Below are 21,031 nucleotides of genomic sequence, written 5' to 3' on the forward strand. Positions count from 1 at the left end.
CATGCTACACTCTTGTCAGAAATGAAGGCGTATAGCCGCTCCCTCGAATGCCGTTCTTTCGGCTTCGATCGCTAACGCAGGAGACGTCGACGGTTCTGTACGGAAATGCTACTCGGGAGGATTTGAACATACGTCTGCTTTCGGGACTGCCAGATTCGGATTTGAATGGCTGAAATAAAACGCATATCCGCTTGTTCTAAGATGCACGGCCCCGCTCGATGCGGGGCCGCTATTGTTAAATATCTGTATGCTCTGCCAATTCCAGCGCATCCTCAATGTCCACACCGAGATACCTGACCGTGTTCTCGATCTTGGTATGCCCAAGCAAAATCTGGATTGCTCGAAGATTGCCAGTCGCCTTGTAGATCATCGCGGCCTTTGTGCGCCGAAGCGAGTGAGTGCCGTAGTCTTCGCGTCGCAGCCCAATTGCAGTGACCCACTCATCGACCAACCGGGCATACTGACGAGTGCTCAGATGATCGCTGTGATCGACTCGACTGGGAAAAGCATAGTCATCCACCGTTCCTCCTCTCCGTTCGAGCCAAGCAAGCAAACTCGCCCTGACGTCAGGTGTGATCTCGAATTGCACGGGGCGGCCGGTTTTTTGCTGGATGACCATGGCACGTGTTCGGATTTCCTGACCCGTGACGAGGGTTCCGATCTTGATCTTGACGAGATCGCAGCCTCTTAGCTTGCTGTCGATCGCGAGATCGAAAAGGGCTCGGTCTCTCATGCGCCCCTCCCTATCGAGGAAGAAGCGAATTGCCCAAATCTGACGCTGTTTCAGCGGCTTCTTCACGCCAACCTTTCGGCCAGCGTTCCAAGCTGGCCTACCCAGTGCGGCAGGATCATATTGTGCGATACCCATTTGACTTCTCCTTTGGCCACTATTGGCCTTCAGGAAAACGCATCAGCAAGAGGAATCGCTGGGGCCGTAAGCTGTCAGTCCGGTTCCGATGAACAAGGTCGATAAAGTAGACATCCACAGCGCATTCGAAACACGAACTACCGGTTCGAATCTCCTCCGGCGGGCCATGCGGGATAGCGATGAGAACTATATCTACTCCATAGCCTTCTATAGCCCTCCAAAATAGGAATGAGGGGAGGATCGAGCTGCATCACCGTCATCAGATGTGCGTACGGGTCTAGCTATCCGGCATGGCCCGCGTCAGGCCCATCCTCCAAGCTCAGCAGCGACCTTCACGAAATAGCTCGGAATGTGCGCGAGCACCGCGCGTACAATCTCCTCTTGCTGGCAAGCCGCGCGAACGCCGCCGCGGTCGACCACATTTCCCCAGACGAGACCGAGAAGGCTCGCTACATGCCTATCCGCGAACCCAGCCTCGTGAAACGCAATCGCCGCGCGATCGGTCAGGCCGTATTTAATCTGCTTTTGCAGCAGGCTGACGCCCATGTGCAGTGCGTCGTCCAAGCCCTCGGTCAGGTCCGCTATCGATGCAACGATCATCGCAACATCGTAGCCGAAGCCGCTCTCGCACAGCGCAACAGCATCTTCGACGGTGACATGGTCACGCCCGACCCGGACTCTTGCCTCAGCCAAAATGTCAAAGATCACGGCATAGGATCTGCCTGCCACCCACTCCTCAAGAGCGCGAGGAACCAAATTCTGATCGCTAATCGCCTGGAGCGCGCGGGACGTGGTGAAACGGAGTGCCAACGGAGATATTTCGGCGAATAGCCGGTTCTCTTGCACTGCGGCCTGCAGGGTTTCCAGATTCTCAGTCAACCAAGTTTGGAGTTCTGCAACCGCCGCCGGCGGTAGGGGCGACCGTCGAATAAGCGCGCGCTGGTCGCCATCGGTGTTGGCCGTGATCGAATCCCCGATCGATCGAAACACTTCGACGAGACGAACCCGCGTCTCCTCGTCAGCAAGGTGATAAGCCAATGTATTCGCGGCAAGTTCACCGATCCGCGCTGCGACGTCCTCTCCCTCGGCAAAGGTCATATTGGCAACGAGGAAGGCGGCGATATTCTGGACAGCGCGGGCGCGACCTTCGATGAACCGGCGGAATTCCCGCTCGCTGATGTTAGGTTGCGCGGCGAGCGCTGCGTCCACGACCTCGTCTATCCGGGCGGTATCGGCGAAAGCGAGGTCCAGCCAATCGGGCGGAATCTCTTGGACGATCGGCGGTTGGCGCTGCTGATACGCATCGAACAACGCAAGGATCGAGCTGCGAGAGGGTTCAGAGTTTCGAGCATCGAGCAGTTCGGTTGCGCGGTCCCACGTCCATCGGCCGCGAAATTGCAGCCGCTGATCATAGATGGACGGGGTCGAGAAGATGACACTGCCTTCGGTGTGCATTCCTGCGCGACCGGCACGACCCATCAGATTGTGGAAGTCCCGCACCAAAATCTGTTCGCTGCCTTGGCGCGTCGATGTGACAATCAAATATTTGAGCGGGAAATTCACGCCCTGGGCTAGCGTCGAGGTACAAATGACGAACTTCGCCAGCCCCTCTTTCATAGCATGTTCGATCGAGAGCCTGATGCCGTGCGGCGTGTCGGCATGATGAGCGAATATCCCCAGCCCCGCTGAGCGGGTGGCCGACGCGCCAGCTCCGAGCTCAAGTTCGCAAAGCGCGCGAACCTTCTCTACCTCTGCGGCGTCCGAGGTTTCAATCGGCCATTCAAGGGCGACCCCGCGATCGACGATCTCGACAGCACGCGAACAGATTTTCGTCACGCTGTCTTTTCGGCCGCAGAAGATCGCAACACTGCCGTTGCGCACGACGTGCAGCCCCAGGAACAGACCGACGTCGCCGCCGGTCTTCTCAGGAAATCTACGCTGGGCAGTTTCCCTGCCGCGGAGCGGTAGAGCGATGTCGCTGATAATGCGAGGCACGAAATATTCTCGCTCAGCCGGATCCTCCGGCTTCACGTATTCGAGTCGCCCGCGTTGGTCCTGCCAGCTCGCAAAAGCGATGCTTTTGGTCGTCGGTAGCAGACCCTCGGCACCGACAACCGCATCGGCATCGCCGATCAGCCATGCAGCGACATCCGGCGCGTTGCCGATCACGGCAGAGATGAGAATGATCTGGGTTTGAGCGGGGAGCGACATGCGCAGCGAAGTGAGGAGGAGTTCGTAGGTCGGCCCCCGGGTCATTCCGTCGAATTGATGTCCTTCGTCATAGATCACCAATCCGATCCTCTGGGCGAGGTCCGGAGCCCGGCGCATCATATAGAGGAGCTTTTCGGGCGTCACGATGAGCACAGAGTCTTCGGCAAACAGCGCATCGAGTGCGAGGTCGAATTGATAGGCGTCTGATGCTTCGTCCAGGCGCACATTCTCACCGGCAAAAGCTGTTACTAGGTCGCCTCGGATGTCGTGGCAGAGCGAACGATAGGGTGCGACGATCACTGCAAGGTGTGCTCGACCGGATAGAAAGGCCGATCTAATGATGATTTCGGTGGCGCGAGTCTTGCCAGCGCTGGTGGGCATCTGAATGACCACGGAACGTCCAGCGAACACGCCAGCATCCGCGATCCGCTGCTGAGCAGGCCAGAGTTCGATTGGAAAATGCGACTTCGCGAGCGCTTGGCGCCACGCGTCCGGCGCCAAGCCTGATGCTGTTGGCAGGATTGTCCGGGCAGAATTTCTAAGCTTGAGCGCACACAAAGCGCCAGCAATGTCGGCGTAGAGCAATTCGCGCGGTGAGCCGGATCGGTGTAAATACTCGCGGATTCTGCGGCACGCTTCGGCAATGCCATCCGCCCCGGCCTCGAAGCTGAAATAGCCGGCTAGCGCCTGGAGAAGCTCTGTCGTCGCCGCTTGATGAGCATGGGCCGCCTCGGCCGGAACGAAGCTGTTCTTGAGGATGCTGTAGACGAGATGACCAAGCCCGCCCGCGAGGTCGAGGCTCGGCTCCGTCATGTGCCGAATGATTACCGTCGCGCTGCCGACATTCCCGGCGATGTAGTATGCCGCTGCGCACAGGAGTGAAAATTCGGTGTCTAAGTCGGCATCGAGCTGCGCGTTCAAATATGCATCGAAGAAAACTGAGGCAAAGCGTAGCACATCTTGCGGGTCCTCATCCAACTCGTCCCAGCCGGGCGGTTGAGGAAGCGCGGCCGGTGCCACTCCTGCAACATCGAGCGTATCTGCGACGGCGGCCGCAACATCTCCCAAGATGCCGATTGCCAATGAGAAGAGTAGCGACGGGTCGCGCGGCAACGCATTGAAGTCCGCTGGCGCGACGCGGAATTCGTGCATCTTTGCCCGCGCTCGCGCGGTGGATAGGATGGTGAGCGCGGTCGCCTCAGGCCTCATCGGCTGCCCTCTCGTAAAGCGTATGTACGAGTTTCATCAATGACGGTCCGCGGATAACCAGAAGGCGCAAATTCTCTTGGTTAAAATGAGCCGCACCGTTGGTCGCCGCCATGTCGGTCTCGGCGAAGACGGCCTCGTCGAGAATGGCGGCCGCTCCGTTGATCCGGCGAAAGGGTCGGTCGGCCTCGTTTTGAAAGCGCTCGACCTTTCGGGCATCGCCCATTTCGCCCCGATCGAAGAAACGGCGTTTAATCGCATTGAGGCTCATGCCCTCGCGAAGTCTGTCCTTTACGCTGTCATCGATCGCATCCTGGAGCCGGTTCCCGCCGGACGCAGACATGCCAGATTTGGACTCGAAGATAAAAAGCTCGTCGGCCGGACCGGGGTTGTCCTCGTTCGCGAACTTGAACCCGATAACATCGCAACCCTTTGTCGAGTCATTTCGGTTCCAGCGATCCTGGTAGCGCAACTCGCGTGGGCACCAATATCCTAGGAAATATTCGATGAAGTCGGCGACGACGATCTCGCCAAAATCTCCCGATCGGAGGCTCGGTCCGGGTGCCACCTTCGCATCGGGGAAGAGAATGGTCCTTAGATAATCGGGATGGCCGAGTCCCGTTCCGCCAGCCATGAACGGTAAATCGGCATCGGCGATGTAGTGGTTGCGGAAATGCCGAGCCCAGTTTGAAAGGATTTCAGCGTCATCTTGCGGATTTAGTTCCCATATCTCGATTTCACGGCCACACGCCGTTGCTTGACGCTCTCCAGTATCGACCAGCCAGTTCAGATAGCTCGGTGTCGTCACGGTATGCCTCCCCCAAGGCCGATAAATAATATGGCGTCGATTCGAAGCCATCTTTGCAATGCAGAATGCGCGCGTCTCTTACGAAGTATAATTTAAGTCAGATTTCATAATTAGTTCTCAGCAATACCATCGCTTCGGCTCATTTCTAATTTGTAGAAACCTCCTCACATGAACAACCTATAAGGATAAACATTCCGAGGTAGGTCCGGGACGTTCGCTATCGTGCGGGCCAGTTTCTGCGAATAGCGAATGCTAACTGGCACTGGGTCGTAGAGCGCGTCGTTATTCCAATCCATCTTCGTGAGGGCTAACGCCTCATGGGCAGTGAGTTCAAGTGGCCCGCTGCCGGCATGACGGATCAGTTGTAGCGGCCGGGGAATGCTCTTCTTGCCCTGATAGTAATCGCCTTTGGTTGAGACCTCGGGAGCATTGCCCGCCACCCATATCAAGGTAGAATTGCCCGTGCGGATCACCATCGTCCCGCGCGGCACGGGAAACCCCGAAGGTTTTGACGGCGGTTTCTCTACGCCCGACTTGATGAGCCAGACGCCGCGCCAGCACGATGCCGAACTGACCTCGACGCACTCTATTTCCGCTACGCCGGTAAGCGCATCGAACGCGACGAACTGCATGCCGCCACCGTCCATGTCGAAGACCTGCGAGCAGCACATCACATAATGCGCGTCTTGTTGGTCACCGCGCAGGGCATAAGCCAACCCGATGTAGGCGGTGTCCGCCGGCACACCTTTCAGCGGCGCGAGCTTCCATGGCGTGCCCGCAGCCTTCACATACAGTGCGGTTGAAAGACGCCAAGCGAGCGAGGCCTTAAAGCTGAAGTTGAAGACGCGATCGTTCAGAACCTGGGTCGGAATATTATACTTGGCGCCCAGAGCCTTCAGCACGTCGTGTGCGTCAAAGAATTTTCCGCGTGTCGCCGTGTCCCAGTTGTCGGGAAAGTGGACCAGCACAACGTCGAACTCGTTGCGAACGGCGTCGAGGCGGCGGAGCGCGGCATCCATTGCAAGGTATAGGCGATGCTGCGCGTTGCCGTCACCCGGTAACTGGTCGAGGTGTTCAGGCCACTTGATGTGCGCGCTCGCTGGCGCGGGATCGAGCGACACGCGGAACAGGCGCTCGAAACCGGGATATTCCGGCACATATTCTGATCTGTCGGAAGGCCGATGCACGCCGCGCAACAGCTTCATCAGATCGCCACGACGATGGAAAGCGCTCTCCGGGCCAACCGTCGCGATTCGAATGCGGGGAGTGTATCCGCTAAACGATCCTTTCGAATACGGCCCGAAGTTCAGGAGGCCGCGCAATGGATGGACATCTACCTGGGTGGCATCGGATGGGGAAAACGACAGGTCCGGCTCATCCAAGAGCGTGAATGGCGGCAGCTCGGTGAGGGCTGGGTTCGCCATCATTTGCTCCTGTCGAAGTAGGTATGGTGATGCGACGGTCGGCTAAACCCTGTGACGGGTGACACCTTGAACACGGCATCAATGCCAGTGCCGTCTTCGAGTCCGAAAGCGCTTCGAAGCGTGCCGCCCGTCTCCGTCAGAAGCTGGGCCCAGGCCCCAATAATGCTGGCCCAATTCCTATTATAGCGCGGAGCCCATCGTTCCCGGCGCCAGTCACCGGCAGGATCACCTCGTCGCTCGGCTTGGATGCCCATTTCAGCCGCAGCTTCTTGCGCGACCAGACCCTCCGCACCTTCCGTTTGTGGAGTGTCTTGTCGGGGCAACTGGACGAACGTGTAAGGCTCGAAGCCGCACCACCACTTTCCATCGACCTGTTCCAGCTTGAGCTGGACACCCTCCTGAAACGGGAAGCCGAGCTTGGGCACTGTGCCAAACAGACTGGTGCCGTAGGCATCGCGCAGCCGGGATAGGGTTTGTTGCTGACGCCGCGTTCGATCAGGATCATCGCCGTCGCGCGGTGTTGCAACGACGAGCGAATGGCCCGAACGCCTGTAGCGTGGGATGAGCGGGCGCTGTCGGGCGAGAGATCGCACGAGCGTGTCGTAGAGCAATCCCATTGCCCAGCTATCGGCGACCGGATCCAGGTCGATCGTTCCAGCGAGCGATGGGCCAAGCGGAGCCAAGGCATCCAGGATTTCCTGGTCACGCCCGAACACCGCTAGCTCACGCCCCAAAGCGGCCGCCGTCGCCCGACATCCCTTCGCCTTGAAGATCTCGCGCACCTCTGCCGATGTTGTCGGTTGGCTCAACCTGATGCGCCTGGCCGCGGTCGGCATCGATTGGAGCAGAATTGCCGAATAGCGCAGCACCGGGAATGCGCGGGCTTTGGCATTTGGAATCTGAACGGGTACGAGACGCGGCGTAGGTCGCCCTTCCATCACCCGATCAAGAAGCGGCTTGGGTAAATCGGTTACCTTGATGATATCGGCAGCCAGTTCGTCGAAGGTCGCGCACTCAACGACGGCCACATCCACGCCAGCCGCTCCGGCGCGCTCTAGGAATTCGATCACTGCGGGCAATAAACGCGAAGCTGACGACGTGAGCCAGTACAGTCCGTTCGGAAATGGCGAAGGCGCATCGAGAACCGTATTCAGCGCCTCCATGATCGAAGCGTCGCGTCCGCTATAGCCGACGAAGATCATTCCGAAGCGCTTGCCGGATTCCACCAGCACATGCCGCATCCGGGCGTCCTGTTCCTCTAGTTCCGATCCCGTGTTCTTAATCGCGATCGACTGATAATCACCGTGGAGCTTAGCGACCAACGGCCAGTCCGATTCATTGAGGCACCGCATGGCACGGTCGGCGGAATCGATCGCAGCCACAGTCGGGCGGTTCTGGCCGTCTATCGGAAGGATCGCATTTGCCGAATGCGCCGACTCCTCGATAAGCGGATCGAAGTTCGTGGTGAAGACGCTATCGACCTTGCCAGCAGCCATAAGACTGCCAAGCACCTTATGTCCAAAACAGGGAGTACCCTTGGAGATCGCATCGTCTATATACTGTCGGCGATGCCGAGCCTCTGGATAGACCGCTTCGAAGGTCTTGGCATATTCTGTAGGATCACCGTCAGGTGGCAACAGCGAGTTTTGGCGGAAAAAGGCATCGATCCTGTCGATCCAGATCGGGTCAGCGGTATCGATCTCCCGCTTTGACAGGTTTGTTTCGCGGCAAAAGATTTGCGCCTTGAAATCGCGGATCATGGCATAGCCAGTCGGAATGCCAGAGGCGGCTGATGCGCCTGCGCCAAGGAACCATGCCACGAGATTTGGCCTGAGATCGAAGGCGGTCGCGAATTGTGCGGCGGATATAGTTTTTATCGGCACGGACTCCCCCTTTTAAGCCGTCGTGGGGAGCGGGTCGGTTCCCTCGCTCAAGATGGCGAGATATCGCCGGTAACTGAACACGCGCCCCCGTTTGCGCCCGGTGATTTCTTCGACGATGCCGAACCGTTCCAGATCAGCGAGCGCCGCATTGACAGTGGGGGCTGAGAGCCCTGTTTGCTGAACGAGTTGGTTGGCCGTCAGGAACGGGTTTTGCTGAAACAGATCGTGGATACGCAGCGCGGAGCCTGCCCGGTCGCTCTCTGTCGTAATCCGCTCGCGGTCGTCCTTGAACAGATCGACAATCCGGGTTGCTGCTTCGAATGCCTGATTGGCCGTATCCGCAACACCGGCAAGGAAGAAATCGAGCCAGGCTTCCCATGCCCCGTGTTCTCGGACCTCCTGAAGCAGGCGGTAATAGTCAGCGCGATGCGTTTTAAGGTAGAGGCTCAGATAGAGCAGCGGCTTGCGCAGCACACCGTTGACGCACAGGTACAGCGTCACCAACAAGCGACCGATCCTGCCGTTTCCATCCAGGAACGGGTGGATGGTCTCGAATTGGACATGCAAAAGCCCAGCCTTGATCAGAGCGGGCAGACGCGAGCCGTCCTCGTGCATGAAGCGCTCAAGCGCATCGAGACAAGCATCCATCTCTGTCGGTGGTGGCGGCACGAACAGTGCGTTGCCTGGACGTGAACCACCGATCCAGTTCTGAGACCGCCGAAACTCGCCGGGATTTTTCGTGCCGCCACGCCCGCTTTGCAGCAGTCGCTCATGCATCTCGCGGATCAGACGTAGTGACAGCGGCAGGTCTTCTACACGCTCCAGCCCATACATCATCGCATCGACATAGTTCGATACTTCACGGATGTCGTCGATCGGCTGGCCGGCTTGCGCCTCGGTTTCGAAGCGGAGCAAGTCCGAAAGGGTGGACTGCGTTCCTTCGATCTGGGACGAGAGGACTGCTTCCTTCCTTACATACATGTAGAGGAACAGTTCCTGACGCGGGAGCAACATCGTGATCCCGTCCAGACGACCTAACGCGCGTTCGGCCAACCCTAACCGCTCCAGAAGGGCCAGCACGTCTATCGGCGGTTCGGGCGGCAGTGAGGGCGGCACGAAGGCGCGCACGATTTCCCCCGCAACAGGGGTCTCGACAAAGCGGCCTAGCCGGAGGTTAGATGCTGATTCGGACATGCCACATTATGCGAACGCGGCCTTATTTAAGCAATCAGCTTTTGGCTTAAATAGGCGTTGAGCTAAAGTAAGCGCTCTTAAATAAGGGTGCACACCATCATCGGTAGGCACACGCAAAAAATTCTTGGCAGTCTTTTTCCGCTTTCAGCGGCGGTAGCGCCGCCGAGTGTGTTCGCTAAATAGTCCGTCCTCGACAACACGGACGATAGTGCGTCATCCGTAAGATCATTCATTGTTGCCGCCGCTGAGATGTCAGGATTTATCGTAGAAACGGCGGTGATCGACGGTGCGTATGCTACTTGGTGACGTTGCGGCCATCGGCGGTAATCGGCGGCAATATCGCGCTATAGAGGGCAATCGGCGGTGTGGCGGACCGCGCGGGATTCGAACATATACACCGAAGTAATCGGTTGGGGCTCGGCTGCTACATAAGCAGTGTCGGCTTTTGGCAAATCTAAGTTGTCATTCGAACGGCAGGAATTACGCGCAAAGCGGCCATTTCGATTGTGTCCTGACTGGATAGCTTGAGCGATAGTCATTGCTTCTATTGCTCACCGTTATGTGATATTTGGAGCGATAGAAAAGGATGTTATCGCTCATGCCGTGGAACTGGACGCAACCGGACTGGCCAAATTTTCGTTATGACGCTTCGGCGCTACAAAGTCTGGAGCAGCAATTCCTGCTCTCCTCCGGCGAAGTGATCGGTGCGGTGCGCCACATCAATCCGCAACAGCGCGACCTGTTACGCATCGAGCTGCTGAGTGATGAAGCGATCAAAACCAGTGCGATCGAAGGTGAGACGCTGGACCGGCTCAGTGTGCAGTCATCGCTACGAAAACAGTTGGGCCTGGCAACGGATCGGCGTTCGCTGCAACCGCGTGAACATGGCATCGCCGAGATGATGATCGACGTGTATGGCAGTTACGCGTCGCCACTTGACGACGCGACCCTGTTTCGCTGGCATCAGATGCTGATGGCTGGCAACGGGCATCTCGACACCATCGGTGCTTATCGAACGCATACTGACGCAATGCAAATCGTCTCCGGACATCTGGACCGTCCCACAATTCATTTCGAAGCGCCACCCTCAGAACAAGTACCGGACGAAATGGTCCGCTTCATTGCCTGGTTCAATGAGACATCACCCAATGGTATGTCTCCCCTCCCCGCGCTGACACGCGCGGCGCTCAGCCATGTCTGGTTTGAAAGCATTCATCCGTTTGAGGACGGCAATGGACGTCTGGGACGGGCGCTGGCGGAAAAAGCGCTCGCGCAGTCGCTGGGCCAGCCCAGTCTGATCCTGCTGAGTTTTGCCATCGAGCAAAGCCGCAAAGCCTATTATGCGCAATTGGAACAGCATCAGCGCACGCTTGATGTGACAGAGTGGCTGCTGTGGTTTGGGCAAACCGTGCTTGCAGCACAACAACTCACACTGCAACGGGTGCACTTTTATATCGCCAAAGCACATTTTTATGACCGGTTTCGCGGTGTCCTCAATGCACGCCAGGAAAAAGTCATGGCGCGGTTGTTTGAAGCCGGCCCCGAAGGTTTTGTTGGTGGCCTGAGCGCCGACAATTATCTGGCCATCACAAAAACCTCACGCGCCACGGCCACCCGCGATCTGCAGGATCTGGTCGACAAGGGCGCTCTGACGCGCACGGGCCAGTTGCGGTTTACGCGTTACGCGTTGAACTGGCAGCCGTTTGGCGATTGAAATATCATATTAAACTGCATCACATTCAACTCAAATAGCCACTCAGTATGGTTACCGCGACATTAACCATTTTGGCTCCTAAGCTCCGATAAGTATAGGTTATCGGAGGTGATGTGTACGACGAACTTGTACGTGCTTTAAAACAATGGTATCAATGGCGTACGACCAATTTCGGAGGCCCTGATGCCCCAGACAAGCTACAAGATCAGCGAAGCCCGCAAGAATTTCGCCGAAGTCCTCGATCGCGCCAACCAGGGCGAAGAGATCATCATCATGCGTGGCAACGAAGTTTACGCCCGCATCGGTCCAGCAGCGGACGGCGGCAAGCGCCCTTTTGGCCTGTTGCGCCATCGTGGCCTGCCCGACAACCTGTTCGATACAGTTGATGCAGAGCAGGCGGCGATCGATGCCGGAGACTGGAATGATGATACCGGCGTCTGGCAAGGCAAATCCAACAATAGCGAAAACACGCAATGAAAATCCTGCTCGACAGCCACGCCGTCTACTGGTGGACAATCGGTAGTGATCGCCTGTCCACAAAGGCACGATCGCTGATCGAGGACAAGGCGAATGCTATCCTCGTCAGTGCGGTCACGTTCTATGAGCTGGAGAACAAGATGCGCCTGAACAAGCTTGATCTCAAGCCCCAGGAACTGCGGGCAGCCGTCACGGGAAGCGGCCTGCAAACACTAGCCATCACCGATCTGCATGCCGAACTGGCAGCAAATTTTGATTGGGAACACCGCGATCCGTGGGACCGGATTCTTGCCGCTCAGGCACGGCTTGAGCACTGCACTTTCATCTCGGCGGATCTGGCGTTCGACGCGATTCTGCATGAGCGCGTCTGGTAAGGGTAGTGGCGGTGAAGGTATTCGTGGACATTGCCGAGGCAGCGGAGCGATTTGACGAACTAATTGACTTCGTTTTGCGCGATGACGAGGTTGTCATCTGTCGAGCTGGCGATCCTATCGCCGCGATCGTGCCAATTTCGCAGAACCGCCAGGGCACATGGGATGAAGTCTGGGCGCTGGCGCTTAAGGGAAGGCCTGCAAACACGCACCAGACTTCGAACCACGATGAACTATATGACGAGAACGGACTGCCGAAATGAGCAGCTCGTCGTCAGGTTCGATTGAAAAACGCACCGAGACTTTAGATACGATAGCGGCTGTTCTGCCGCTGAACCGCCGCGACATGCTTGCTGGTATTCTGACCGATCAGGACGTCGAGACGCTACGCCATCTGGTCAATGAAGGCGTGGGCGAAAACACGCTCCGCGCGCTGACCTCGGATCTGGCCTATCTCGAAGCCTGGTCGATGGCCGCAACCGGCAACCCCCTTCCCTTCCCGGCGCCCGAAGCCCTGTTGCTGAAATTCGTCGCCCATCATCTGTGGCAACCGCAGCAGCGCGAGATCGAGCCGGATCACGGCATGCCGGCAGGCGTAGAAGAAGAATTGCGCCAGCAAGGCTTTCTGCGTGTATCCGGACCGCATGCGCCGGCAACCGTGCGTAGGCGGCTTGCTAATTGGTCGACGCTGACACGCTGGCGCGGTCTGGAGGGGTCGTTTTCATCGCCTTCCGTCAAATCGGCAATCCGGCTTGCGGTCCGTGCCATCAACCGGCCGCGCAGCCGCAAGAGTGCCAATGCGATTACCAGCGATATTCTGGGCAAGCTGCTGGCGACGTGTTCCGGCGAGGATCTAACCGCATTGCGGGATCGCGCTATCCTGATGGTGGCCTTTGCCTCGGGCGGGCGCAGGCGCAGCGAAATCGCCGGTTTGCGCGTAGAACAACTCGTCAAACAGTCGCCCGTCACTGATGAGGACGGCGCTCCTCTGCCCTCTCTTGGCATCCATCTCGGTCGCACCAAAACCAGTGGTGCCGATCACGACGAGGTCGTCTATCTGACCGGCCGGCCTGTCGAAGCCCTCACCCGTTGGCTGGAAGCAGCCAGGATCGATAAGGGCAGCGTGTTTCGAAAAGTCGATCGCTGGGGCAATGTTTCCGTACGAGCGCTCGAACCCAGCGCCGTTAACCGGATCGTCAAGCAACGCGCGCAAATAGCTGGCCTGGATGCAAGGGAATTCTCTGCGCACGGTCTGCGCTCCGGCTATCTTACCGAAGCGGCCAATCGCGGCATTCCGCTCCCCGAAGCCATGGAACAATCACGCCATCGCTCCGTGCAACAGGCGTCCGACTATTACAACAATGCCAAACGGCGCAGTGGGCGAGCGTCGCGGTTGCTCATCTGATCAACTGCCAGCACTGCCTGCCTCTCCCCTGTTTTCGGCAACGAAATACGGCATCGGTCGTATTGAAGTCGGGCCATTGCGACGATAGACGCGATCATGATATATAAGCCCCATCGCTGTGGGGTCAGCGATTTGAGGGGCAAAATGGGGCAGCAGTTTTCTGATATCGTTTTTTCGCGTGCGCAGCTTTCAAAGCATCAGCGGCGTCTGTTATGGCTCTCTTCCATTGTCTTTGCCTCTACGCTCAGTTTGCCAGTTTCCTGGCAAAGCGGAGACGTGGTTAGGAGGGGCCGGGCAGTGGGGTAACGCTGCCTCATGGAAGGAAGGCACCATTCCGAATGGTGTCGGACACGTTGCGACATTCAATGCCCAAGCAAATATTGCCTATGGCGTCATCTTAGACAGCCAAATCACCATCGGGGAATTGAACCTTCTTGGAGAAACCTCTGGCGGATATATGTTTCAAACCGGCACGTTGACCTTTTCTGCAGCCAATGGAAACGCCGCCATAAATGTGACCAATTCCAATTTTGCCTATGATTTTGGTCTCGTCATTGTCGAACTAGCATCCAATACGGTGCTCAACACCTCCGGTACGACTGCGTCATTGAAATTCACCACAGGGGCCACGATTTTAGGAGCTGGCGCGCTTTTAAAGCAGGGCCTGGGTACGCTTTATCTCAATGAAGCGAACAGCTATTTCGGCGGCACAACGATCGCCGAGGGAACTGTCGTTGCCAATCACGCAACAAACGGCGTCATCGACGCATTGAGTACGGGCCTGATCACGCTGAATGGAGGCCGGTTACACTCTGCTCTCGGGAGCTCCACCCTCAACAGCTATCTCGTTTCTGCCGGAACAACGGGCACGATCAGTACTGCAACAGGCACCGAACTCTGGCTCAATGGCGGATCGGGTCAAGAATTCTCTCTTCAGGGCAATCTGGTGATCGGAGCGAGTGACGGAACAGGTGACGTGGTCATGGACGTTGTCGGCACTCCGACTGCCCAAGATGCAACTATAACAGTTGCCTATGGCCGCCTTGTCGACGGTAACGGGTCACTGGGAAACCTTACAGGCTTCGCAGGGGCGACACGTGTTGCTGTCGGTGCAACCATTGATTTCTCCGGCCATGGCGGGACAATTCGCAACTTGCAGGATGCCGCGCCCGGAAATGGTGGCACGGTGTCATGGTCCAACGATCCTCTGACTGTAAATGGCGGCAGTTTCTCAGGCCAACTCGACAATCCGCTGGGTGGAGAACTCGTTAAGGGAAGCATTGATACTCTTCTTCTCAATAGTGATAACTCAGCATTCCGTGGCACCACCACAGTTGCAGAAGGCAAACTGATTGTCGGCGATGCCAACAACAGCAGCGCAGCGCTCGGCGGTACCATCAACGTTCTATCCGGCGCCACACTAGGCGGTTATGGCTCAGTCGGAGAAACGACGGTTCAGTCAGGTGGTATATTGTCGCCGGGCAATTCCATCGGCATCCTGACTGTCGATGGCAATCTGACACTCGGGCCCGGTTCAACGCTTGAGGTAGAAATTGCGGCAAGTGGCCCCTCAAATCGACGCTCTGATATCGTGGGTGTCACAGGCATGGCCACGATTTCTGGCGGTACGGTTTCTGTGACGGCTATTGATCCGCAAACCAGTTATAAGAGCGTCCAAAACTATACCATTTTGCACGCTGACGGCGGCGTCAGCGGAACTTTTGATACTATTCTCTCGAAATCGGCCTTTCTTGATCTGAATACGATTTATTCGGCAAACGATGTCTTTCTGAATGTCGCCATCAAGCAAGATCCGGTAGTACCTGTCGATCCTGAAACGCCAACGCCCGGTACACCTGTTGACCCGGAAACCCCTGAACCCGGAAAGCCCTCCCCTGCCCTCTTCACGACAGTAGCTCAGACCCGCAATCAGTATGCGACGGCCGGAGGACTGGATAGTCTGGCGCAGACGGGCCCATCACTACCGCTCTATAACAGCCTGTTGATGCTGTCGGCCGATGAGGCGCGTGCAGCCTTCGACAGCCTTTCCGGCGAGGCTTACGCTTCTGCGAAAGGCGTACTGATCAACGACAGCCAGTTTATCCGCAATGCAGCCCTTGGCCGTTTGCAGCAGGCGTTTGGCGGCGCTCCGGCAACGCCGATCAATGCGCTTTCCTATGCAGGTTCGCAAAGGCATGTATCGGCGTCAGCCTCGGCCATTGATACCGTGGCTCCAGCCAGCATTGCTCCTGCTCAAAATCTCTATACCACCTGGGGCTATGCCTATGGTGCGTGGACGAGGCAGGATAGCGACGGCAATGCTGGCAGCGTGAAATCGTCGGTCGGCGGCTTTGTCACCGGTATCGATGGCACCATCCTCGATACATGGCGCTTCGGGCTGCTGGCTGGCTACAGCCATTCCAGTTTCGATATGAACGATCGTGCCTCATCGGGTAGCAGTGATAATTATACGCTCGGTGGCTATACAGGAACCGAATGGACGCTCAACAATGGCCATGCCTTGGCATTCAGGTCCGGTCTTGCCTATACATGGCATAATATTGACATGAACCGTTCTGTCGCTTTCCCTGGCTTTGCCGATAATCTGACCGGTGATTACGATGCGGGAAGTTTTCAGGTCTTTGGCGAACTTGGTTATAAGATCCACTACGGCAAAGCCCTCTTCGAACCTTATGCGGGGCTTGCCTATTTGCGGCTCAAGACCAATGGATTTGATGAAAAGGGCCAGACCGCTGCGGCCCTTTCGGTTCAATCCGGCACGACGGATACCAGCTTCTCGACGCTCGGTCTCCGCGTATCCACAGAGTTTGCTCTGGGCAGCATCACGGCAACAGCACGAACCGGCCTTGGCTGGCGACACGCCTATGGCGACATCACGCCGGTTTCCACCGCGAGCTTCAGCGGCTCCGATGCCTTCACAGTCTACGGTCTTCCGATTGCCGAGGATGCAGCTCTCATCGAAGCGGGGCTTGATTTCAAGCTGACCGAAGATGCCACACTCGGCATCTCCTACAACAGCCAGTTTGCATCAGGCGCTAAACAGAACGGCTTGAATGCAAAGCTAAGTGTGGGATTCTAGCTTCTGGCACGGAGGCTTCTGAACGCCAGGAGTATGGCCCGAAGCAGTTGTTATGAGCTGATCTACTCGCGTCTGAAGCAGGATGGGAAGCAGACCGCCGACTTTTCATGCTGAAGGTCCGCTAAGCGGACCGCCTTAACAAGGCAACGGTGAGAACCTCGGATAGTCAATGTACCCCTCTGGACCTTCGCCGTAGAACGTATCCTTGTTCGGTATGTTCAGGGGTAGGCCCTGCAGAAGGCGTTCTGCGAGGTCGGGAGTGGCGATGTAGTCGCGCCCAAATGCCAGCGCGTCGGCAATGCCGGCTTCGATAAACCGCTCGCCGTCTTCCTGGGACATAAGTTCGTTGGCAATGACCGGGCCACCAAATCGGCGCTTGATCTCGCCGAGCAAACTGTCTTCGGCTTCGATCTCACGGACAAAAATGAACGCGAGCTTCCGCTTCGCTAGTTCGTCGGCGACGTGACCGAAGATCGCGCCGGGATTGCTGTCGCCCATGTCGTGTTCCTCGCCACGAGGCCGGAGATGCACTCCCACACGATCAGCACCCCACACCTCGATCACTGCATCCACGATTTCGAGGAGGAACCTGGCGCGGTTCTCCACCGAGCCGCCATATCGATCGGTTCGCTTGTTGGTTTTGTCCTGCAAAAACTGGTCGATGAGATAGCCATTGGCCGCATGCAGTTCGACCCCGTCGAATCCAGCCACCTTCGCCCGCTCGGCGCCCCGGCGAAAATCATCGACGATTCCGGCAATTTCTAGGGTTTCCAGCGCACGTGGCACGGGATGTGACCGCTTCGGCCGTAGCGACGAGACATGCCCAGCCGCAGGGATAGCACTGGGTGCTACTGGAAGTTCGCCGTCGAGGAGTTCGGGGTCGGAGATGCGGCCAACGTGCCACAGCTGCAGAAACATGCGGCCACCGGCTTCGTGGACCGCTTGGGTGACGTGTTTCCACCCCTCCACCTGTGCACCGTTCCAAATGCCGGGTGTGCCCCAATAGCCGACGCCTTGAGGAGACACGGAGGTCGCTTCGCTCAGGATCAAACCGGCTCCAGCTCGTTGCCGATAGTATTCCGCCATCATGGCGTTCGGAACGCGCTCGACGCCAGCGCGCTTGCGGGTGAGCGGTGCCATGATGATGCGGTTGGGCAGCTCGAGGGCGCCAATCTTCAACGGATCGAACAAACGGGACATCTGCAACTCCTTTGGACTGAGAGCAGATATAACCGCGCGCAAACATGGCGACAATTGCGCTTTTATTCGCCAAATCGTATACTTGAGGATGTCAATCGAGGCGCGTAGGATGGCTATCACAAACACTTTCGCTGGCGTCGAAGTCTTTCTCAGCGCGGTAAGATCCGGGTCGTTCACTGCGGCTGCCGCTCGGTTTGGTATTACCAAGTCAGCCGCCGCCAAATCGGTGGCGCAACTCGAAAGCCGGCTTGGCGTCAAGCTGCTGCATAGGACGACACGGCGGCTGTCACTGACACCGGAGGGCGCGGCGTATCTCGAGCAAGCCGAGGCCGCACTTGATCAGCTACGTTCGGCGGAGGACGCTGCCCGCTCGAAGGCAAGTACGGTGCGAGGTATACTCCGTGTGGATATGCCAGCGGCATTTGGCCGTCTGGTTGCCATGCCGGTCCTGCTGGATATCCTCAGGGCACACCCCGATCTACGCCTGGCAGCGAGCTTTTCGGACCGAATCATCGATCCGGTGGAGGAAGGAGTGGATCTGTGCCTTCGGTTCGGCGAGCTGCCGGACCGCGCCGACATCGCTGCCCGCCCCCTAGGAACACAACGCCTGCTTCTTTGTGCAGCGCCCAGCTATCTAGAAGCGCACGGGGTGCCGGTGAACCAGAATGACCTGCATCGTCACGCCTGTATTTTGGGAAGCCAGCCTGAGCGACCAACTTCCTGGCGCTTTCTCGACGAGGAGAACCGTATCCTGTCTTTTGACCCGCCTGCAACCTACCAAGCCAGCGATGGCGAGGTTATCATCGCAATGGCAACAGCAGGCTTTGGCTTGTGTCAAATGCCGCAGTCACTTGTTCAGTCTTGCATCGATAGGAGTGAGCTGGTCGTGGTGCTACCGGATCGTTGCCGTGTGCGGTCTCCGTTCAATGCGGTTTGGCCAGCAACCCGCACCATGCTGCCGAGGGTCCGTGTTGTAGTGGACGAACTCGTTCGTCGAGCTGGCGCGGGAACTCTGTAGGGCCGGCGCCATCGCCAATTGGATTCTGCTTCAAAAGCAACTGACAGCGAGCCCGAACGTCTCTAATTAAGATCGAAGGCTGCTGTCCGGCCCGAACACTTGCCGGGCGCCCACTTTATTGTCGCGGTGCAAAGACCAGCACAACAGCAATCAGAACTAACAGTGGACCCATCCATTTAAATTGCCGAACAAGATGGTTGAACCATTCCTGATGGCTGCTGAATTTGATGTGGCCAAAGCCGACCACACTCATCCATATGCCCGCAGCAAACATTATCACCTGATCAATGTATTGCACACCACGTCCTCCTCCCAGCGCGTTGAAGGTATCCATCACCGACCACCTTAAACGAGGCGAAAGCGATTTACTTCTTCAGGTTAAACCGCAGATGGGCGGAGCAGTTCTTGACTATACGTCAGCGTTTACACCTCGGAGTTCACCGCAGCCCGGCAAGACTCGCCTTTAGAGCCGCCAACTACCGAGCTGATGTTCTCAGCTTCAATCTGCTGGACCGGACCTGCAAGCTCGGCCGATAATGCTGAAACGGGTCAGTTTTTGCTGCCACTTAATTGGTGGCAGTTAGCGAAATACTCAAGTTGCGCGCATCACGGGATTTCTGTCTGTTGACAGCTAATATTTCGCTCATCGATGAATTGGCGCTGTGGGAAAGTAAGCGCTGCAGAAAACCAACAGCGCTCGCAGATTGCCACGATGGGCCTCGATAGCCTTATAGCGGGCGTACGTTCTCGGCCTTTGATTTTCCAGTCTTGCGATCCTGACCGATATCATAACTCACTTTCTGACCATCCTGGAGTGATCCGCCAGCCTGCAAAATTGCGGATACGTGCACAAAAACATCAGTGCCGCCATTTTCCGGTGTGATGAAGCCGAAACCTTTATCGTGATTGAAAAATTTTACAGTGCCAGTTGCCATGTGATCCTCTTTGATGAAGCAATATAAGTATTGCCGCAGGAGATTATTCAATGAGTCTGCGCTGCGCAACTATTCACTTTGCAGACCCGATGATTGAATCACTATGAAACCGACTGTAAGAGCATAGTCGACCAAAGACAGGAGGAGCAAGCTTGAGCATAGTTTTTCTAAATGGACCAGGCAGCCTGATCTGTGACGGTGTCGATGCCGGACAGATTGAGTTCAGTATTGCAGAGCCTTCTGACGGCTTGGACATGACAAGGCGTGGCAAACTCTGGGGCAATAGGCAGGCGGTTGTTGTCGCAATGAACGCACAGAAGGTCGAACTGATATCGTCCGATCGAGATGAGCGGCTACCATTGGATCTCGAGGAGGTTGATCGGCACGGCGGTGTTTCGTTCAATATTTTGCAAACTGATCTGGATTAACGACGCGCGGGATAGCGCTGAACGAAAACCCCGTGAAGCCGAGGTCCTCGTCCCGCTATAGTATCTCTATTGAACGGGTGATTGTGACGCAGAAGGCATCGGCGGTGGTGCATTCGATGTGCTGGACGGCGGTGGCATTTCCGTCGCCATCGGCGATTGCGTGCTCTGTGAACCTGTCTGGTTACAAGCCGACAGGGCGACAACCGTAATTCCCATGGCAGCGAAAAGATAAAATTTGGGGGTCATATGATGGTCCCTTCAGTTTTAGCCCCCCTTGCGCCGGGCATTATCGGTACTGAAAAACTGAGGTCAACATCAGCTCGGTCACACGTTCTTACGATTTGAAATGAAATCGGTATATGGCGACCGTCATTTGTCCATCTAGAGATTAGCTTGAGTTCGCTTTCGTAGGGCCTAGCTGATGGCTGCAGGGTGGAGCGAGGGATTTCACGATATAGATGCAATCTGGCAAAATATTCTTTAACTGAACGCGTGGATTGGTTACGTATTCAATGTCCGCGGTCCGCTATCTTGAATTGCCTTGATTGCAAAGGCTGGCACTGCCCATGAATTAGCCGGCTTGAGAAGGCCCTTTTTGCTCGAAGCGGTATATGAAATTCACAAAGATCGATATAGTAATCATCCTCGTTTTAATAATCATTGGCGTTTTTCTCTATTCATATCTCGGAGGAGCAGTATCTGGACGAAACTATACTGATGGGGAATACGTGCTTCTTCTGAAGGGAATTCAAGGGGGCATAACTGTTGGGTGGGTCACCTATTGGGGAG

Annotated in this window: 17 protein-coding genes; 8 read left to right on the forward strand and 9 right to left on the reverse strand. The window is 56.7% G+C overall.

Features of this window, described 5'->3' with window-relative positions; all coding sequences use genetic code 11:
• Positions 1–235 precede the first annotated feature (235 nt).
• From CQZ93_RS14840 to CQZ93_RS14865, 6 genes are all read right to left on the reverse strand, one after another.
• The gene (locus CQZ93_RS14840) at positions 236–868 is read right to left on the reverse strand and encodes a tyrosine-type recombinase/integrase (protein ID WP_105543443.1); all 633 of its coding nucleotides are present in this window, start codon (positions 866–868) and stop codon (positions 236–238) included.
• A 300-nt stretch (positions 869–1,168) separates the two neighbouring features.
• On the reverse strand, positions 1,169–4,288 hold the full coding sequence (locus tag CQZ93_RS14845) for a DEAD/DEAH box helicase (RefSeq protein WP_105543444.1): 3,120 nt from the start codon (positions 4,286–4,288) through the stop codon (positions 1,169–1,171).
• On the reverse strand, positions 4,278–5,144 hold the full coding sequence (locus CQZ93_RS14850) for a Hachiman antiphage defense system protein HamA (RefSeq protein WP_105543445.1): 867 nt from the start codon (positions 5,142–5,144) through the stop codon (positions 4,278–4,280). The genes CQZ93_RS14845 and CQZ93_RS14850 overlap by 11 nt, the downstream gene beginning before the upstream one ends.
• Positions 5,145–5,257: 113 nt before the next feature.
• Entirely contained in the window at positions 5,258–6,517 is a 1,260-nt protein-coding gene (locus CQZ93_RS14855; RefSeq protein WP_105543446.1) for an argonaute/piwi family protein, read from the reverse strand.
• Positions 6,517–8,400: an SIR2 family protein gene (locus CQZ93_RS14860; RefSeq protein WP_286153622.1), complete on the reverse strand. Its 1,884-nt coding sequence runs from the start codon at positions 8,398–8,400 to the stop codon at positions 6,517–6,519. Before CQZ93_RS14860 ends, CQZ93_RS14855 begins: the two co-directional genes overlap by 1 nt.
• 12 nt (positions 8,401–8,412) lie before the next feature.
• Positions 8,413–9,594 (reverse strand): Fic family protein, encoded by a 1,182-nt coding sequence (locus CQZ93_RS14865; protein WP_105543447.1) that lies wholly within the window; start codon positions 9,592–9,594, stop codon positions 8,413–8,415.
• 598 nt (positions 9,595–10,192) lie between these two features.
• On the opposite strand from CQZ93_RS14865, the gene CQZ93_RS14870 reads away from it, so the two are divergent.
• The 6 genes from CQZ93_RS14870 to CQZ93_RS14895 all read left to right on the forward strand — a co-directional run bounded on the left by CQZ93_RS14870 (position 10,193) and on the right by CQZ93_RS14895 (position 16,661).
• Positions 10,193–11,308: a Fic family protein gene (locus CQZ93_RS14870; protein ID WP_105545148.1), complete on the forward strand. Its 1,116-nt coding sequence runs from the start codon at positions 10,193–10,195 to the stop codon at positions 11,306–11,308.
• A 183-nt stretch (positions 11,309–11,491) separates the two neighbouring features.
• The gene (locus CQZ93_RS14875) at positions 11,492–11,785 is read left to right on the forward strand and encodes a type II toxin-antitoxin system Phd/YefM family antitoxin (protein WP_105543448.1); all 294 of its coding nucleotides are present in this window, start codon (positions 11,492–11,494) and stop codon (positions 11,783–11,785) included.
• The gene (locus CQZ93_RS14880; RefSeq protein ID WP_105543449.1) at positions 11,782–12,159 is read left to right on the forward strand and encodes a type II toxin-antitoxin system VapC family toxin; all 378 of its coding nucleotides are present in this window, start codon (positions 11,782–11,784) and stop codon (positions 12,157–12,159) included. The genes CQZ93_RS14875 and CQZ93_RS14880 overlap by 4 nt, the downstream gene beginning before the upstream one ends.
• A gap of 11 nt (positions 12,160–12,170) precedes the next feature.
• Positions 12,171–12,419, forward strand: a complete 249-nt coding sequence (locus tag CQZ93_RS14885) for a type II toxin-antitoxin system Phd/YefM family antitoxin (RefSeq protein ID WP_422616099.1) — start codon at positions 12,171–12,173, stop codon at positions 12,417–12,419.
• On the forward strand, positions 12,416–13,561 hold the full coding sequence (locus CQZ93_RS14890; RefSeq protein ID WP_105543450.1) for a site-specific integrase: 1,146 nt from the start codon (positions 12,416–12,418) through the stop codon (positions 13,559–13,561). Before CQZ93_RS14885 ends, CQZ93_RS14890 begins: the two co-directional genes overlap by 4 nt.
• Positions 13,562–14,018: 457 nt before the next feature.
• Positions 14,019–16,661: an autotransporter family protein gene (locus CQZ93_RS14895; protein WP_105543451.1), complete on the forward strand. Its 2,643-nt coding sequence runs from the start codon at positions 14,019–14,021 to the stop codon at positions 16,659–16,661.
• Positions 16,662–16,796: 135 nt separating this feature from the next.
• Here CQZ93_RS14895 and CQZ93_RS14900 read toward each other — a convergent pair whose 3' ends face one another.
• Positions 16,797–17,861 carry an alkene reductase gene (locus CQZ93_RS14900; RefSeq protein WP_105543452.1) on the reverse strand — a complete coding sequence of 355 codons (1,065 nt, stop codon included), beginning with the start codon at positions 17,859–17,861 and terminating at the stop codon, positions 16,797–16,799.
• A 109-nt stretch (positions 17,862–17,970) separates the two neighbouring features.
• Between CQZ93_RS14900 and CQZ93_RS14905 the strand changes: the two genes are divergently transcribed.
• On the forward strand, positions 17,971–18,879 hold the full coding sequence (locus tag CQZ93_RS14905) for a LysR family transcriptional regulator (protein ID WP_105543453.1): 909 nt from the start codon (positions 17,971–17,973) through the stop codon (positions 18,877–18,879).
• Between the two features lie 115 nt (positions 18,880–18,994).
• Here CQZ93_RS14905 and CQZ93_RS14910 read toward each other — a convergent pair whose 3' ends face one another.
• Positions 18,995–19,213: a hypothetical protein gene (locus tag CQZ93_RS14910; RefSeq protein WP_105545150.1), complete on the reverse strand. Its 219-nt coding sequence runs from the start codon at positions 19,211–19,213 to the stop codon at positions 18,995–18,997.
• A gap of 394 nt (positions 19,214–19,607) precedes the next feature.
• Complete coding sequence (locus CQZ93_RS14915; protein WP_105543454.1) at positions 19,608–19,814, reverse strand: cold-shock protein; 207 nt, start codon at positions 19,812–19,814, stop codon at positions 19,608–19,610.
• Between the two features lie 152 nt (positions 19,815–19,966).
• Between CQZ93_RS14915 and CQZ93_RS14920 the strand changes: the two genes are divergently transcribed.
• Positions 19,967–20,242, forward strand: a complete 276-nt coding sequence (locus CQZ93_RS14920) for a hypothetical protein (protein WP_105543455.1) — start codon at positions 19,967–19,969, stop codon at positions 20,240–20,242.
• The last annotated feature ends 789 nt before the right edge of the window (positions 20,243–21,031 follow it).

It is taken from the genome of Ochrobactrum vermis, assembly GCF_002975205.1.
Lineage (GTDB): Bacteria > Pseudomonadota > Alphaproteobacteria > Rhizobiales > Rhizobiaceae > Brucella > Brucella vermis.